The organism is Vibrio sp. 10N.222.49.A3 (genome assembly GCF_041475145.1).
Taxonomy (GTDB): domain Bacteria; phylum Pseudomonadota; class Gammaproteobacteria; order Enterobacterales; family Vibrionaceae; genus Vibrio; species Vibrio tasmaniensis_A.
On record NZ_JBFRVM010000055.1, the window covers coordinates 60,278 to 77,720 of the forward strand.

Genomic DNA, 17,443 nt, shown 5'->3' on the forward strand with positions numbered 1-17,443 from the left:
CGGGACTTGTTGTTTGAGCTTACACGGATTTGTCCAAACCCACTTTAGTATCCCCCAGTAATGCCCACACAAAAAAAAGGATTGGTATCTCTACCAATCCTTTTAGTTCCACATACAAGCGGGGTTTTAGTGCTTATACCTAAAGGTATTACTGTCATCAACAATCTCAATTTTGACAGGTACGGTGCCTTGCTTAACGTTACCTATTTGTGCAAATGCCTTGTGAGAAAGGTCGATAACTCGGCCTTTTACGTAAGGGCCTCGATCGTTAATTTTAACTTCGACAGACTTATTATTGGCAGTGTTAGTCACTCTCACGATCGTCCCAAAGGGCAAGGTTTTATGAGCCGCTGTGTAGGCATTCATGTTGTATGTCTCACCACTTGCTGTGAGTTTTCCATGGAATTTATCGCCATACCAAGAAGCTCTACCCACAAGAGCATGTGACTTGGCATAGTCCTTTATTTTAGAACTGCCGACAGCCGACGTTGAGGTGCATCCAGCTAATATCATAAGAATAAGAGCGGTAACGATGATATGTAGTTTTTGCATGTGGTTTTGGGGCGCTAATCTGTGCATGTTTCTCTATTTTCGTTGTTGTAGGTTAGCAATATAGTGCTGAGTATAGTCACTGCTCAGCCAAGGCTACCATTCGGTATGATGGCGCAATATTTTCATGAACAACGCTTTATTCCGTCATATTCATGAAAGGTTTTATCTTCAAAACGTCAACTTTAACAACACCTTAAATCTTTTTCTTTATTAGTCATTCAACACAAACAAACTGCGGTTCAAAGAACACCCGAAGATAGGTTGATTTATGCCCGAGTCTAATATTAAGTGCCCCTTCTCTCATCAAAGAAACGCAAAAAAGGATTGGTATCTCTACCAATCCTCTTTAGGGGGTGTTTCGGTTTTTCTACCTTATGGCTGGTAGATAACTCTATTACTCGTAATCAGTCGCGTACGTGTCTTCGTATGTGTGCGAGTAGAATTCGAATAGGTTGCCAAACGGGTCTTCTAGATAAACCATTTGCGCTTGTTTTAGTTCGTCTTCTGGGTGGTAACGCATGATGTCCATACGAACCTTACCGCCATACTCTTCAACACGCTTAATCGCTGAATGAAACTGCTCTTTTGGAAGTTGCAGACAGAAGTGGAAGATACCTAGGCGAGAGAAATCAACTTCGTGACGCTCTTGGCGATCTTTCATTTCGAACAGCTCAACACCAATACCATCAGAAGTTACTAGGTGTGCAATGTTGAAGCCTTTAAAGCCTTCACCGAACACAGCGATACACATACGGCCGATTGCTGATTCGCGCTCTTCCATCACTTTAGTGTTGTTCATTACGATTCTTAGACCCAGCGCTTTCGTGTAAAACTCGACTGCTTGATCCATGTCACCCACCATGATGCCTACGTGATTCATTTTCATAACTTACTCCAAATTCGTTTTTAATTCTGTGCGTTTCGAAGACTGGCTTCGATGTTTCGTTTCGATGGAGAGAGTATATGGAGATGTAACGATTAACTGAAATTATCATTAATTATATTAATGATAATTTTTTGTTATTTACAGATTTAGCATCAAATCCCAGCTCGCTTAAAGAAGCCACGCCTGCCCTTGCCTACTTGCCTACTTAGATACTTAGATACTTAGATACATAGATACATAGAGGCTTACGTGAATAGAGATAAGCCGAAATAGAGAACAGCCTAAAGAGCATAGCTAGCCAAATAGAACGTAGCCCTAGTTTGATAACTTTTATCGATAGTTTTTGTCGATAGCGATCTTCTTACGAAGATAGGATTTGCCTATTGAATCTATAGAAATGTCCGATTTCACTAATTTTCGGTGCGAATGCAATATAGCTCCATCGACGCGAGATAGCGTTAAACACTACAAATTAGAAAGAGAGTCGAATCATGATCAACACAGAAATCAAACCATTCAACGCAACAGCATTCAAAAACGGCGAATTCGTAGAAATCGCTGAGCAAGACGTTAAAGGCAAGTGGGCTGTATTCTTCTTCTACCCAGCAGACTTCACATTTGTATGTCCAACTGAGCTAGTTGACCTACAAGACAAATACGCAGAGCTTCAATCTCGCGGCGTAGAAGTTTACTCAGTATCAACTGACACTCACTTCTCTCACAAAGCATGGCACGATACTTCTGACAAAATCGGCACTATCGAATACTTCATGGTAGGCGACCAAACGGGCAACATCACAAATAACTTCAACGTTATGCGTGAAGGTCAAGGCCTTGCAGACCGTGCAACGTTCCTAATCGACCCTGAAGGCGTTATCCAAGCAATGGAAATCACAGCTGAAGGCATCGGCCGTGACGCAGAAGACCTACTACGCAAGGTTAAAGCAGCACAATACGTAGCCGCTAACCCAGGTGAAGTTTGCCCAGCTAAATGGAAAGAAGGCGAAGAGACTCTAGCGCCATCTCTAGACCTAGTAGGCAAGATTTAATCTAAGCCTAGCTAACAAGAATAGCTAAACGGTTCTACAGGCGCGCTTCGGCCCCCTCCTAAAGGGCAGTCGCGCGCCACCCTTTCAAAACATCAACACCACAATATTTGCCGACTTGCGCCCCCTTTTTATTTTCCTTTTTCAGCAAGAAGGTATTGGTCAATACCAAGACACAGAATTTAAGAGCAGGCACGATTATGTTAGATCAAGCAATGAAGCAGCAGCTAAAAGCATACCTAGAAAACCTAAAAACCAATGTTCAGTTAGTGCTGAGCCTTGATAGCAGCGATACCGCGAACAAACTTCAAGATCTGGCGAATGATATCGCCTCTCTCACCGACAAAATTGAAGTAATTCGAGATGATAACGCAAGCTCTCGCCGCCCTATCATGCAGGTCGTAAACCAAGAGAAAGGCACTGCGATCGGTTTCGCGGGTTTACCAATGGGTCACGAGTTCACATCACTGGTACTTGCACTGCTTCATAGTGGTGGTCACCCTATCAAGCTTGAAGCTGACGTAATCGAACAAATTAAAGAACTCGATCAAGAGCTTAATGTAGAGATTTTCATCTCACTCTCATGCCAAAACTGTCCAGAAGTGGTTCAAGCATTCAACATGATGTCGGCGATTAACCCTCTAATTAAGACAACCATGATTGATGGCGCAGCATTCCAAGACGAAGTGAAGTCTCGCGACATCATGGCAGTACCAAGCGTGTTTATTAACGGTGAGCTATTTGGTCAAGGCCGTATGTCACTGGCTGAAATCCTTAACAAAGTCGATTCAGGCGCAGCAGAAAAGAAAGCAGCAAACCTAAACCAACAAGCACCGTTTGATGTATTGGTTGTCGGCGGTGGCCCTGCAGGTTCTTCAGCGGCAATTTATGCAGCACGTAAAGGCATTCGAACTGGTGTGGTTGCTGACCGATTTGGTGGCCAAGTCATGGATACCATGGCGATTGAAAACTTTATCTCTGTGAAAGCGACAACTGGCCCTAAGTTAGTGGCAAGCCTTGAAGAGCACGTAAAAGAGTACGGTGTTGAAGTAATGACTGAGCAGCGCGCGGCTAACATCATTGCGGCAGAAGACACAGAAGACGGCTACATCCACGTTGAGCTTGAGAGCGGCGCAACACTACGAGCTCGCACGGTTATCACAAGTACCGGTGCTCGCTGGCGTGAAATGAACGTTCCGGGTGAGCAAGAGTACCGCAATAAAGGTGTAGCTTACTGCCCACACTGTGACGGTCCTTTATTCAAAGGTAAGAAAACAGCGGTTATCGGTGGTGGTAACTCAGGCATCGAAGCGGCAATTGATTTAGCGGGTATCGTTGAACACGTAACCGTACTTGAATTTGCAGACACACTGCGTGCCGACCAAGTGCTTATCGACAAAGCGAACGCAACACCAAACATCGAAATCATCAAGATGGCGCAAACAACGCAAGTGATTGGTGATGGCAACCGCGTAACCGGTCTGGAATACAAAGACCGCAACACCGATGAACTTAAACAGATTGAACTAGCAGGTATCTTTGTTCAAATCGGCCTGATGCCAAACAGCGAATGGTTGAAGGGTTCGAAGGTAGAGCTTTCACCACGCGGTGAAATTGAAATTAACGCTCATGGCGCAACATCAATGAAAGGTGTATTCGCAGCGGGTGACGTAACAACCGTACCTTACAAACAGATCATCATTGCAATGGGTGAAGGTGCAAAAGCAAGCTTAGGTGCATTTGACCACCTAATCCGTAACTCAGCTCCAGTTAAAGAGGCTGAAACGGCTTAATCTTTAAACTTAAAACTTAAAACTTAAAACTTAAAAGCTTCTAGGCATAAAAGCTTTTAGCTCAAGTTCCTTAAATATTTGTTAACTTATTTCTTTACTGTTAACGACTTAGTCGACATTTAGACACCACTCCTATGGATTTAGGAGTGGTTTTTTTTCTTTGTGATTTATGCCGGTTGATAAAGCATAAAGGCAACCACCATCGCTAAGCTTCCACCCAAGCAACGGTTCACAAACATCATCTGTTTTGGTGATTGCAGTAATTTTTTCAGCATGGTGCCGCAATACGCCCACACCAACATGCACGGCACACCGGTAATAACCATACCCGCGATAATAGTCACTACTTGGATCAAGTAATCTGCATTCGGGGTGATGAACTGCGAAAACACGGTTAATGAAGCAATCCAACCTTTAGGGTTCAACACCTGCACTAACACGCCTGACATAAAGCCCGAGCGATTATCAGTCGTGCTTTCTTCGATTTGCATGTTCGCAATCGACCACGCCATAAACAGCAAGTAAGCCGCACCCGCGTATTTCAAAATGTTATAAAGATCTGGGTAAAGGGTAAATAGACTCACCAATCCGACACTGGATCCTGCCAGTACGATGATGATGCCAACAGCGTTCCCAGAGATAAAAGGTAAAGTCGCAGCAAATCCATAACGACTTGAAATCCCAAGTAATGCGATATTGCCTGCCCCAGGTGTAATTGCAATTGATGTTGAAAATAGCAAGAACGCCAGCATTAATTGAGAGCTCATTTCCTCTCACTCCTAATAAGTAAAGTATTTATACGGAGAGAGTTTACAGATTCGACTAGGAATTAAATTGCTATATAGGCTAATATTAATGCAAATTTGAGCAAGACTTTCCTAAAAACACCATGAAACAGAAAGAATCCACCAAAGAAGTGTTAGATGACACAGATATCGCCATCTTAGAACATATCCAACAAGACGGACGCATGAGCAACAGCAAGCTCGCGGAGAAAGTTAACCTCAGCGAAACCCCATGCTGGCGTCGTTGGAAACGCATGGAAGAAACTGGCTATATCGATGGTTATGCCGCGAAGCTGAATCGTAAGAAATTAGGCTTTCATGTAGCTGGTTTTACTCTTGTGACTTTAGGCAACCATGAAGTAGAAAACACAGAACCGTTTGAAGAGTTTGTCGAAGTAACCGATTGGATTCCTATGTGTCACTGTATTGCAGGCGGCGCCGACTATATGATTCAAGTGCTAGCGAAAGATTTAGAAGAGTACTTTGAGCGTATTAGCTCGATCAGGCGAGTAAAAGGCGTGAGTGCGATTCAGTCCAATATCTCGGTTAAAGAGTTGAAAAACAGCTATAAGCTCCCTCTTGGAGAATAATCTTGCTCCCAGTTGATAAGCAGTCGTCTTTCAACAAAAATTGATACTTAAAAGCCCAGCCACCTTAGAGTCTTAAAATCTAACGATGCTGGGCTTTGATATTGAGCCTAATTAATCTGTTTGATGGCTACTCACATGGCGCTGCAAGGTGAATTAGGGCAAGGCCACCGAGTGAGGTTTCTCGGTATTTCTTGTTCATGTCTTTGCCCGTTTGATACATGGTCGCGATAACCTTATCCAATGAGATCAGGCTTTTGCTGTTACGTTTGAGTGCCATTCGTGAAGCATTAATCGCTTTCATCGAGCCCATCGCATTTCGTTCAATACATGGCACTTGTACCAATCCGCCAATCGGGTCACATGTCATACCCAATGAGTGTTCCATCGCAATTTCTGCCGCAATGCAAATCTGCTCATTACTGCCACCACGTAAAGCGGTTAAACCCGCCGCCGCCATAGAAGACGAAACGCCCACTTCACCTTGGCAGGCCACTTCGGCACCAGAAATAGAAGCGTTGGTTTTATACAAAATACCAATCGCGCCCGATACGGCTAAGAAGTCTTTTAACTGCTTAGTATCCAACTCTTTAATGAAGCGATGGTAATACATCAATACGGCTGGAATAACGCCCGCGGCACCATTAGTTGGTGATGTCACTACTTGGCCACCAGCCGCATTTTCTTCACTGACAGCAAAGGCAAACAAGTTAATCCAATCCATGATTTCCATTGGATCGTTTTCAACGGCCGCATTCGCTTCAAGCTTCTTCAACAAGTTTGGAGCACGACGAGTGACGTTCAAGCCACCATCAAGAATGCCTTCAGTTTCAAAGCCGCGTTCCATACAACGAGTCATTACTCGCCAGATTTGATCGGCCTTTTCTGAAATAGCATCATCGCCTTGGAAAGCCGCTTCGTTTTTCAGAATCATGCCACCCAAGCTCATGCCGCTGTCTTCTGCTTTTCTCAGCATTTCATCGGCATTTTTGAATGGAAACGGGACTTCTACTGCTTGGGTTTGAGTGCCATTTTGCAGCTCGTCAGCGGTTGCGATAAAACCGCCGCCAATCGAATAATAAGTTTCCTCGACAATCACGTTTCCACTTTGGTCGAACGCAGTAATCATCATGCCGTTTTCATGCAGAGGCAGATTATCTTCGTGAAATAGCATGTCGGTTTGATAATTGAAGCCAATGGTGTGATAGCCACTCAGCTGCATTTCACCACTGTCGATAGCAAGACGCATCGCTTCATTAGCGCTGGTGATTTTAATGGTGTCTGGCTTATTGCCGAGCAAACCCAAGATGGTTGCTCTGTCGGTGTGATGACCTATGCCAGTCAATGACAAAGAACCGTATAAATCCACCTGAACACGCGTCACTTCTGCGATTTTATCCGCGATTAATTGTGTGAAATGAAAACCCGCTATCATTGGGCCGTTGGTGTGAGAGCTCGATGGTCCCACACCAATTTTGTAGATATCAAAGATCGATAACATAGATATACCAGTAAAAAATCGGTCAATTAAGAAAGAGCGGCATAAAGCCAATCAGGGATAACAGTACAAGCAGCAATCGTCACAACAGCGAACACCAACAAGCCGTAATGACTCGCGGTAGGCTTTGCAAACAAATGCTTTTGCTTGGCTATAAATTCGTTTTGTTGCTCCGTCACTTCTCCCCAGAAGCGGCTCACAACAACACCTAACAGTAAGAAAACCACAGTGCCAATCAAGGCAAACCAAGGCCAAGAGATGCCACTGTATTTAGCAATGAACACCACAGCTACACTGCCAATACTGCCTGCAATCACCCCTTTCTCATTTGCCTTTTTAAAGAACAAACCCAGGATAAAAGAGCCAAGGCGAATACCAACAAAAATGGAGGTCAGGCTAGCAATAGTTTTAAGCACTGATTCATTAGAAACCGCCAGTAATGCAGGAACAACAACCGACGCTGCAGCAACAAGGCTCATTTTTCTTGCCACCGATTCATAATGTGCATCAGAGGCTTTCTTACGGAAAAAGCGCTTGTAGAAATCGAATGTTGCGACTGTCGCCATTGAGTTATAAGTCGAATCCAAGGTCGACATCGCTGCTGCTGAGAGTGCGGAAATCACCAAACCAACAATGATTGGGTTGGTATGGTTAAACACAAAATCGAGAATCACTTCGTTGCTGTTTTCAAAGCTTTGGTCTTGATAAAAGACACTCAGAAGAACGCCCATTACAGAGAAAAACAGGTAAATAAAGAACGCGCCGTAACCACAAAGCAACATCGATTTTTGTGCAGTTTTAACGTTCTTAGTCGCCAATGTTCTTTGAATAATCAGTTGGTTAGTGCCATAGACACTTAGATGTAAGAAGCTCACAGCCACTACACCTGCCCACAATGTGGTATCAACACCCAAGTCGAAATCGAGGTTGATGATATTCAGATGTTCAGGAGACAACACCTCCCCAGCATCAATCTTCATCAGCAATAAAACAAAGATCGCAATGCTGCCTATGATCAGCACCGCCGACTGCAACATGTCTGTCCATATGACGGTTGAGATACCCCCCGCATAAGTATACAAAGCGGTAAACAAACTGATGTAGATGATCGCCTCGGAGATACTCACCGGCAACACTTGCACCAAGATCAGTGCAACTGCATACAAAATTACCCCAGCCGAAATACACTGAACCACAATAAACACGATAGAGTTGATCGTGCGAGCAACAACGCCAAAGCGGTGCTCTAGGTATTCATAAATCGAAGTCAGGCCGAGTTTGTAAAACACCGGGACAAAGAAAACCACAGCAAAAAAGATCACTATTGGGTAATTCAAATGGACGCTCATCGCTTCCATGCCTGAGCTATAAACCCAACCCGGCATACCCACGAACGTCATCGCACTGATGTAGGTTGCAAGAATCGACACACCTGCCGTAAACCAACCAAATTGCTTTCCGCCCGTTGAGAAATCGCCACCAACGCTATAACGCTTATTCACTAAGTAACTGATAAATAGAGTAGTTAGTACATACAAAGCAATAACCACAAAACTTGAGTACGTAACCATTTTTAGATTCCGTTTATTATATTTCGCAATTCATTCGCCGCCAATAGTACTCAAAAATGGATATTTTCCCTCAAAAACCCACAATAAGTGTGAGTATTGTCACTAAGATAGATGATTAAACACTCTAAATGCCCAAAAAGTCGCAAAACGACGATCTAATGAGATCAAGATCACTAAAATACACAAAATGGGTACGCACTCATTTTAAAATTGACTTTGATCACGGATCTAATAACCACAAAAATTCTATTATCTCTCCCGAAATGAAGATGGTGTGGTGATATTCAATAACCGCCACACAATAATCGAAACTAAAAACACCCTATAAAAAATAAAGGTTTATCGGTCATGACTACTAAAAAACACATGAGCGAAGTTCCTATGATTCAAAGGGTAGCTGCTTATCTTGCAATTCTAGTTGGCTACTTTTTCTATTGTTATAACTTTGTAATTATTGACTACGTACGCCCATACATCGTTGATGCGTATGATGGTATTAACTTGGCGGATACCGCTCAGTTCTATACATGGCAGTCGGTTGGTGCACTTATTGGTGCTCTGAGCTGTGCATGGGTGGCATCAAACTTTGGTAAGAAATCGACTCTTATTGTCATCACTGCACTGAACGGTGGCGCAACCATCATCAACATGATGTTTACTGACTACGCGATGTGGGCAGCAATGCGTTTCATCATCGGTATTTCTTTAGGTGGCTACTTCACCGTAGCAGTAAGCCTGATGATCGGCCTGTTCACACCAAGCGTTCGCGGTAAGTTAACGGCATTCGCTTCTTCGATGTTCTCGGTTGCCCTAATGGCAATGGGTGCATACGCGGCGTTCATTTCTAGCATCGATGCACCTTGGCAGAGCCTAATGTGGGTGGGTGGTATTCCTCCTCTAGTTGCAGCTGCACTGATGATCTTCATCCTGCCTAGCGACAAGAAAGTGATCGCTTACGGTGAAGAAGATCAAGCCGCGGCTGAAGCATCGAATAAACCAGCGAAGAAAGGTTCTTGGGGTGAAATGCTAAGCGCGCCTTACCGCAAGCTAACCATCACTTGTCTACTACTGGCTGGCCTTAACTTCTATGGCTACCAATTCTTCTCAGGCTTCGTGACAACGTACCTGAAAGAAGTTCGCCAATTTGACGGTTCAACTATCGGCATCATCTTCTCTATCTCAGCATTCGGTTCTCTATTCGGTGCTTGGGTATGGGGTGCAATCGCCGACAAATACGGCCGTAAAGTGAACGCGTTTGGTTTCATTCTTGCGGGTGTCATGGCGTCAGTATTCTTCGTTGCGCCAAGCGACGTGATGATCGGCAGCCTAAACATGCTGGCTATCCTAGGCCTTATCTACAACTTCGGTCTGTCTGCTTCTGCGGTATGGGGTGGCTACTTCTCTGAGTTGTTCCCAGCTCACCTACGTAGCTTCGGTGCAGCGCTGTTCCACGGTGGTCGTATCATCGGCATGTGGGCACCAATGGTGTTGGTATTCATCCAAGAGCGCAGCGACCTTGCGACAGCAATGTGGGGCTCGCCAATCGTATGGATTCTGGCTGGTCTACTGTGGCTATCTCTACCAGAAACATTGAAAGGCGGCATTTTCGACAAGAGCAAGAAAGCGGAACCAGCAAAAGCTTAATCCCCTTTAGTCGAAACCTCTAAAGACACGAAATAAACATCAATCCGGCTGATAAATCAGCCGGTAACAAAATCCAAATCGAGTCCTGTTCCGAATGTTGACTCGACAACAAAACGAGAATTAATTATGTCTAAATATCAAGAAGCTAAACGCATTGTTCGTGACTACTTTGACGCAATGGAAAACGCTACTCACGAAAACGTTGCTGAAGTTTTAAAAGCACACACGTCTGAAGATTACTTATGGCGCGGTGTTTACCCATTCCGCGAACAAGAAGGCGCTCAAGCTGCGGCTGACGTATTCTGGGCTCCAATGATGAAATCAATGACACGCATGCAGCGTCGTCAAGATATCTTCATCGGCGGTAACAACGAAGTTAACCCAGAGGAGATTTGGGTAATGAGCATGGGTCACTTCATGGGTCTATTCGACGCTGAATACCTAGGCATGCGCCCTACTGGCAAAATCATGAACGTTCGCTACGCAGAGTTTAACTGTGTTGTTGACGGCAAGATCACAAAGACAGGCCTGTTCCTAGATCTTCTAGGCATGATGGACCAAGCGGGTTGTTACCCACTTCCACCATCAACAGGTAAGCACTTCGTTTACCCTGGCCCACGTAATCACGATGGTCTGCTATTCGAAGATGCAGCTCCAGAAGAAGGCGTTGCGACTCTTGCTCTTGTAAACAAGATGGTTGATGACCTTTCTGCACTAAACGACAGCGGCGCAATGGGTTGTCCACCAGAAGTACTAGCGAAGAGCTGGTCAAAAGACATGATTTGGTACGGCCCATGTGGTATCGGCGCGTCTTACACGATTCCTCGCTACCAACAACAGCATCAACTTCCTTTCCGTAACAACCTGAAAGATAAGAAGTTCAACGGTCACGTTTGTCGTTTCGCTGAAGGTAACTTCTCTTGTTTCTTCGGTTGGCCAAACCTATCAAACACACCAACAGGTGGCTTCCTTGGTATGACTGGTGGTGAAGTACGCGCAAACATGCAAGTGGTTGACGTTTACTACCGTGACGGCGACAAACTGTCTGAGAACTGGGTGCTTATCGACCTTCCCTACTGGCTACAACAACAAGGTCTAGACGTGTTCGAGCGCACTTCAACCATCATGAACCCAACGCTGTAATCGAAACGCTTTAATCCTAGCGATAATAGCCAAAAGATAGAAACCAAACAGTAGCAACCTAAGTCGACATCTAATTTGGGTTGCTATGACTTGCTAGGCGTTCCTTCTCGCGCCTAGCAAGTGCTTCACCAACTAATCAATGTTCCATCAATCAATTGCTTCACCAGTCAATAATTGCTCCACCAATAATTGAATCAAATAGTGCCTCATGGATGGGGTACATCCTGCCAAACCAATACTAATAACGGGCTTGAAAGCACGGTGGCTTTCTGCGACCTGAATAAAGAGAACAACAATGAACAAGTCGATACTTTCTGCAGTGATCCTGACGGCACTTACATCAGGTTCAGCTTTTGCTGCACACACTTTTACCAATGACGCGGGCGATAGCCTTACTTTAGACGGTCGTTTCGACGTTCGTTACCAAGATAAGGGCGGCGATCATAATGGCGAATGGAACAGTGGTAGTTCTCGTTTCGGCCTTAAAGGTCAAATGGGACTAGACAACGATTGGACTGGCTTTGGCCATGCCGAATGGGGTTATAACTCGGGCGCTAACGGCGATAACATTTACGACCGACTTCTATACGCAGGCGTCGAGCACGAGAAATACGGCAAGATCGCAGCAGGTACTAAGCAGTGGTCTACCTTCTACGATGTGGCTTGGTTTACCGATATGGGTCGTGTGTTTGGTTCACGTGGTTCTGGTTACTACAACCTATCTGACTGGGGTATTTCATCAGGCACAGGCCGTGCTGAAAACTCGATAACTTACCGCAACAACATTAACGACAACTGGAAATACGGCTTCACTTACCAAACAACTCGTGAAGATGTCGCTGTATCAACAAGATTCAACCAAACGAATTCAGATACTGTTACGCTGAAAAACGGTATCGGTGCTTCAACGCTGTACACCGTTATGGATGGCCTAACGATTGGCTTAGCGCACCATCAGAATGAGTTTGATGATGTGGATAGCACAGTTCAAAACATCAAAGATGGCGACACACAACGCATCGGTTTATTAGGTGTGAACTACACTAATGATGGACTATTTGTTGGTTTCACCTACAGCCAAGGTTCAAACTGGGAGACCACCAGCCAATCTGAATTCTACGACCACCGTGGTGCTGAATTCTTCACCTACTACCACTTTGAAAATGGTCTACGTCCAACCTTTAACGTTAACTACTTAACGGACACAGACGACAACGCGAATGGCTACGAACGTCAGCTTATTATCCCTGGCCTTGAGTACCACTTTAAGAAGAACAAGTTCTTAGTATGGACGGAGTACCAATTCGACAACGGTAAAGATTCATACAATGGTGTGAAATACGAAAACAACGATGATCAGTTCGCTGCCGGTATTCGTTACTACTTCTAACAATGTAGCGGTATGTGGTTCATTTTTGAGTAAATTCGTAATCTAAAGCTCTGCTTCTAAGCAGAGCTTTTTAGTCACTATTTATTTAAAGCTACATTTTTGTAACGACATTTGTAGCGACACAGTTAATGGGTTATACCCAACATAGAATTCAAAATAACCATTATTCCTTATTTTTCATATCATTCGTTGGCATTACTTTATGAGTACGTACCTAATCATGTTACTCTGTACGCAGTCAATTTGGTTCAAAAGTATGGTCTATGAACTCTCCAAAACACTCCACGGCGTCAAAGCCAACCGTCACCTCTAAAGATGTCGCTAAGCTTGCTGGCGTTTCTCAATCAACTGTATCTCGCGTATTTGTACCGGGCAGCTCAGTGTCTGAAAAGACCAAACAAAAAGTGTTCGATGCAGCAAAATCGTTGAATTATCGTCCCAATGCCTTTGCCCGCAGTCTGACGACAAATGAATCCAAATTGATTGGCTTAGTTTTCCCAGATGCCGACTACCCTATTCACATGAAAACACTGCAGCTTATCTCTACTGAGCTACAAAAACAGGGGTACTCTGCGGTATTGATTCCTTGGCAAGTTGATGGAAACGATAACCACTCTATTCCTAACATCTTCCAGTACCGTGTTGATGGCGTGATTGCCGCTTCTGCGACCTTTAATAAGTCGCTTTATGAAGAGTGTGAAGAGTTCGACATCCCTATCGTTCAGTTCGCGCGTGTTGTTGAAGGGACTAAGAGTAGCCATGTGGTAAGCGACAACTACGCTGCAGGTCAATTTGCTGCTCAGCACTTTCATAAACTTGGTATCAAGTCAGCCACTTACCTCACAGGTAACGTCCCGACATTTACCAATGGCGAGCGCCAAGTGGGTTTCTGCACAGAATTTGAAGACTTAACTGGCAAACAGGCTCGCGTGATTGAAGCTGACTACGATTACCTTGATTCACTCGAGATCATCAGAGCCATGTTCAAAGAAGCTTCTCATCCTGAAGCCATATTTTGTGCGACGGACAATCTCGCTATGGCAGTGATGGACGTGGCTCGTTTAGAGTTCGCACTCCGTATCCCAGAAGACCTACAAGTGATTGGGTTTGATGACATCCCACAAACTCAGTGGCTGAACTACCAATTGACCACTTTCAAGCAGGATTTCCGACGCCTTGCACGTGAGTCCGTGAAAATTGTCGTTAGCCAGATTCAAGAGCAAGACACCAGCTTAGTGAAATTAATGGTCCCAGTTCAATTTGTAGAACGTAACACTACGTTGAAAGCAAAATAGCGTTTTCTTCAGCCTTTGTTTGCATGATTAAAACACGCTTTTAAACAACCAAAATACAAAAAATCCCGTTGGCGACGATTAGAGTCTCCAACGGGATTTTGTATTTCTACTCAGCCTTTTCTGCCCCAACTACTTGAGACAAGTGCGAATTAATTACCCACACCACCTGTTTTCTCAGCTGGTAAATCTGGTGTCACTGGGGGCCACTCTTGGAAGGTTGCTAGATGTTGTTGCACAGCAGCTTGAGCAGGACCAAATGCCCACATTTTCTGCCCCATCCATTTCAAGTACATGCCCGACTCTTCTGCCGCTCGCTCATACGGGTCACGACGTAAGTTAAAGAGTAACGGTGCGTTTAGCTCCTCTTTCGGACCACTCCAGCCATGGTTTTGGACCACAAAGTGCGCCTTCCAATCACCAATACGAACCGCTTGTAGCTTGTCTCGTTCGTAGTAGTAGATCTCTTTACGATTAGACTCGCCTTTCTCAGTCAGCATATCCACTTGGTTGTAACCATCAAGGTGCGCTTTAAAGCCATCGTGACCTTTCAGCATTTTCTCTTTTAGATCCGTTGGACCACCAGCCGCAGCAACCAGAGTAGGTAACCAGTCCATACCATCAAAGATGCCATTGCCTACAGTACCTGCAGGAATTTTACCCGGCCAGCTCACAAGTGCAGGAGCGCGAACGCCGCCTTCCCAAGTTGTGCCTTTTTCGCCATGGAATGGTGTCATACCACCATCTGGCCATGTCATGATCTCAGGACCATTATCCGCAGTGAAAATGATGATGGTGTTATCGGCAATACCGAGTTCTTCCATTTTGGCCATCATCTCACCAACATGGTCATCAAGATCTTTCATGACCACTTCTTGAAGTCCCCAACCGTTTTGGCCAAGCATGGCTTCGTATTCAGGTGACAGGTGCGTCCAAACGTGACCACGTGATGGACAGTACCAAGTGAAGAATGGCTTATCCGCTTCAACCGCCCTTTCGATGAAGTTGATCGCATGTTTATTTACTTCATCGTCGAGTGTACGCATACGCTCGATCGACAATGCACCATCGTCTTCAATCGTTTGACCACCTTTACCGTCTGATCTTGCATAAATAACATTACGAGGTGCAAACGCATCCAAAGATCCATCTTTTGGCCAATCTGGATCTTCTGTGTATTCCATTGCATTCAAGTGATACAACCAACCCCAATACTCATCAAAACCGTGCATTGTCGGTAAGAATTCATCTCTATCACCAAGGTGGTTTTTGCCAAACTGCCCCGTGACATAACCCATGGTTTTAAGGATTTCAGGAAGCGTTGGCGTGTCGGCACTTAAACCAACTGGGCCACCCGGTAACCCAACTGAGTGCATGCCTGTTCGAACAGGGAGTTGACCCGTTAAGAATGCAGAACGACCCGCCGTACAAGAAGGTTGAGCATAGTAATCCGTTAATAGCATGCCCTTTTCAGCAATACTATCGATGTTCGGTGTTTCGCTGCTCATCACACCATTGTGATAAGCACTCAGGTTTGATATTCCAATATCATCCGTGAAGATAACAAAAATATTCGGTTGCTCTTGTGCTGACCATGCTGATAGCGAAAAGCTACTCAACACACTCATCACAACAAGGTGGAAAATCCTTTTCATAGAATGTCCTTATACTGTTTCAGATTGCTCTTTGTGAACCATTTTTATTCCTACCAAACCAAAGCCAAGCTCCAATAGTAGATAGACGACAAGTAGCCAGTGAGGCATGCCATCTATCAACAAGCTAATGACTCGGCCGGCAGCCAAACCCAACATGAAGACCACCAAACTGTAGAGTGCTGCCAGTCGGTATTTCTTTAGTAACGCCCCTGCTATCCAAAACAGAGCCAACGCTAAGTACAACCCCATCACGGCACGAAAGATATGAGTGACATTGATAGGGCTAGCATCAATTCCGAAAAGATAATCAAGGGAGACAACCGGGGCATAACCATACGACAAAGCTATCGGTGTTAAACCCATAACTGCGACGAACAAAAAAACGCTTTGTTGCTTCATATCCTTACTCTTTTAATTTGGCTCTTTTCAAAAAACATAGTCTACAATCAGAGTTATACAAGTTGCATATGTAAAAACCAAATGGTTAAAGCAAACATTCACAACCTTGCTATTTCACACCGAAGATAGGGATATCAATATGGCTAAAGGGCGTTACGTTCTCACATTTGCATTGGTCGCTAGCTCAACCGTAAATGCGCAACAGGCCGACTCACAAACAGACACCAAAAAATGGCAACACAGCATTGAAATTTACGCACTGGCGCTGAATATTCGTGGCGATACCACCATTGGTAATTTGTCCAGCGATGTTGATGTTGACCCAGCGTTCATCATGGATCATTTGGATATGGGGGCGATGCTTCGACTAGAGGGGGTCTATAACAATCAGTGGGGTTATTACGTTGACTACAGCTACATGAAACTGAGCGGACAGTCAGATTCAATCATTGGCAACACAGGCATTCTTAATGGCAAGCTTGAGATCAGACAAGGCGTTTTAGAAGCAAAAGGCTTTAAACGCTACCAATACGACATTGGTGCCATTGATTATATGGTTGGATTACGCTGGTGGGATAACGATATTGATTCCAAACTCTACACAAACAGCGGGACAACCCTGAATTCAAGATCTTTAGAAGAAGATTGGATTGATTATCTGATAGGCGTTCGTTGGACCAAGGAACTCAACAAAAATTGGACTGTGCACACGAGCTTAGATATGGGCCTTGGAAGCGATACCGACTTTACCTCATCTCTGTTAACCGGCGCTCGCTATCAAATTAACGACTGGTCGGATTTAAATCTGGCGTATAAATCCACTTGGGTTGATTACGAAAATAAAGGTACCTTTGAATACGATACCGCATTGCAAGGGTTCCTGATTGGTTGGGCTGCTCACTTTTAATCCGATTATCGTAACGTGTTAGAACCTCGGCCAATCCAATGCCAACCCAACATTGGTCATTTGGATTTAATTTCGATTAAAACGTAAGCCTCGAATGATTCTTATCTCTGGTGATGACCTCCGTCGCCAGAGGTTTTTCTTCGTGAAACATGCACCGCCCTCCCTCATAGAAAACTCATTAAATCATAGAGTAACTCTCGCACACCGCGCATTTAATCCATCTAAAAAATTCTAATTTTAGGTCATGGAAATACAGGCTTATGTTTTGAGATATTTAATCTTCATTTAATCTTAC

General features: G+C 44.5%; 15 protein-coding genes. 8 read left to right on the forward strand and 7 right to left on the reverse strand.

The features are described from left to right. Positions 1 to 126: 126 nt before the first annotated feature. On the reverse strand, positions 127 to 579 hold the full coding sequence (locus AB4589_RS11450) for a septal ring lytic transglycosylase RlpA family protein (RefSeq protein WP_371709096.1): 453 nt from the start codon (positions 577 to 579) through the stop codon (positions 127 to 129). A 367-nt stretch (positions 580 to 946) separates the two neighbouring features. Further along, positions 947 to 1,438 (reverse strand): VOC family protein, encoded by a 492-nt coding sequence (locus AB4589_RS11455; RefSeq protein ID WP_029223140.1) that lies wholly within the window; start codon positions 1,436 to 1,438, stop codon positions 947 to 949. A gap of 491 nt (positions 1,439 to 1,929) precedes the next feature. On the opposite strand from AB4589_RS11455, the gene ahpC reads away from it, so the two are divergent. Together ahpC and ahpF are read left to right on the forward strand one after the other, a co-directional pair. After that, positions 1,930 to 2,487, forward strand: a complete 558-nt coding sequence (gene ahpC / locus AB4589_RS11460) for an alkyl hydroperoxide reductase subunit C (RefSeq protein WP_372100501.1) — start codon at positions 1,930 to 1,932, stop codon at positions 2,485 to 2,487. A 197-nt stretch (positions 2,488 to 2,684) separates the two neighbouring features. Continuing rightward, entirely contained in the window at positions 2,685 to 4,277 is a 1,593-nt protein-coding gene (ahpF, locus tag AB4589_RS11465; RefSeq protein WP_372048029.1) for an alkyl hydroperoxide reductase subunit F, read from the forward strand. Positions 4,278 to 4,444: 167 nt separating this feature from the next. On the opposite strand, the gene AB4589_RS11470 is transcribed toward ahpF, so the two are convergent. After that, on the reverse strand, positions 4,445 to 5,044 hold the full coding sequence (locus AB4589_RS11470; protein ID WP_012604451.1) for a LysE family translocator: 600 nt from the start codon (positions 5,042 to 5,044) through the stop codon (positions 4,445 to 4,447). Positions 5,045 to 5,166: 122 nt separating this feature from the next. Between AB4589_RS11470 and AB4589_RS11475 the strand changes: the two genes are divergently transcribed. Further along, positions 5,167 to 5,652, forward strand: a complete 486-nt coding sequence (locus AB4589_RS11475) for an Lrp/AsnC family transcriptional regulator (protein ID WP_017110015.1) — start codon at positions 5,167 to 5,169, stop codon at positions 5,650 to 5,652. Positions 5,653 to 5,779: 127 nt separating this feature from the next. Here the strand turns inward: AB4589_RS11475 and AB4589_RS11480 are convergent, their stop codons facing one another. Together AB4589_RS11480 and AB4589_RS11485 are read right to left on the reverse strand one after the other, a co-directional pair. Further along, the gene (locus AB4589_RS11480) at positions 5,780 to 7,150 is read right to left on the reverse strand and encodes an L-serine ammonia-lyase (RefSeq protein WP_372100503.1); all 1,371 of its coding nucleotides are present in this window, start codon (positions 7,148 to 7,150) and stop codon (positions 5,780 to 5,782) included. A gap of 26 nt (positions 7,151 to 7,176) precedes the next feature. Next, positions 7,177 to 8,718 carry a sodium:solute symporter family transporter gene (locus AB4589_RS11485; protein ID WP_372100505.1) on the reverse strand — a complete coding sequence of 514 codons (1,542 nt, stop codon included), beginning with the start codon at positions 8,716 to 8,718 and terminating at the stop codon, positions 7,177 to 7,179. 348 nt (positions 8,719 to 9,066) lie between these two features. On the opposite strand from AB4589_RS11485, the gene AB4589_RS11490 reads away from it, so the two are divergent. From AB4589_RS11490 to AB4589_RS11505, 4 genes are all read left to right on the forward strand, one after another. Next, positions 9,067 to 10,362 carry an MFS transporter gene (locus tag AB4589_RS11490; RefSeq protein WP_371707930.1) on the forward strand — a complete coding sequence of 432 codons (1,296 nt, stop codon included), beginning with the start codon at positions 9,067 to 9,069 and terminating at the stop codon, positions 10,360 to 10,362. Positions 10,363 to 10,488: 126 nt separating this feature from the next. Then, positions 10,489 to 11,505 carry a nuclear transport factor 2 family protein gene (locus AB4589_RS11495; protein ID WP_371707931.1) on the forward strand — a complete coding sequence of 339 codons (1,017 nt, stop codon included), beginning with the start codon at positions 10,489 to 10,491 and terminating at the stop codon, positions 11,503 to 11,505. 295 nt (positions 11,506 to 11,800) lie between these two features. Continuing rightward, entirely contained in the window at positions 11,801 to 12,895 is a 1,095-nt protein-coding gene (locus AB4589_RS11500; protein ID WP_372100508.1) for a porin, read from the forward strand. 263 nt (positions 12,896 to 13,158) lie between these two features. After that, positions 13,159 to 14,190 carry a LacI family DNA-binding transcriptional regulator gene (locus AB4589_RS11505; protein WP_102446096.1) on the forward strand — a complete coding sequence of 344 codons (1,032 nt, stop codon included), beginning with the start codon at positions 13,159 to 13,161 and terminating at the stop codon, positions 14,188 to 14,190. Between the two features lie 149 nt (positions 14,191 to 14,339). Here the strand turns inward: AB4589_RS11505 and AB4589_RS11510 are convergent, their stop codons facing one another. Beyond that, positions 14,340 to 15,842, reverse strand: coding sequence for an arylsulfatase (locus AB4589_RS11510; protein WP_108093737.1), 1,503 nt, complete (start codon positions 15,840 to 15,842; stop codon positions 14,340 to 14,342). Positions 15,843 to 15,851: 9 nt separating this feature from the next. Continuing rightward, positions 15,852 to 16,241, reverse strand: a complete 390-nt coding sequence (locus AB4589_RS11515; protein ID WP_372100511.1) for a DUF4345 domain-containing protein — start codon at positions 16,239 to 16,241, stop codon at positions 15,852 to 15,854. Positions 16,242 to 16,380: 139 nt separating this feature from the next. Here AB4589_RS11515 and AB4589_RS11520 point away from each other — a divergent pair, with 139 nt between their 5' ends. After that, a complete protein-coding gene (locus tag AB4589_RS11520) occupies positions 16,381 to 17,148 on the forward strand; it encodes a hypothetical protein (protein WP_372100512.1) in 768 nt (255 codons plus the stop codon). Positions 17,149 to 17,443: the final 295 nt, after the last annotated feature.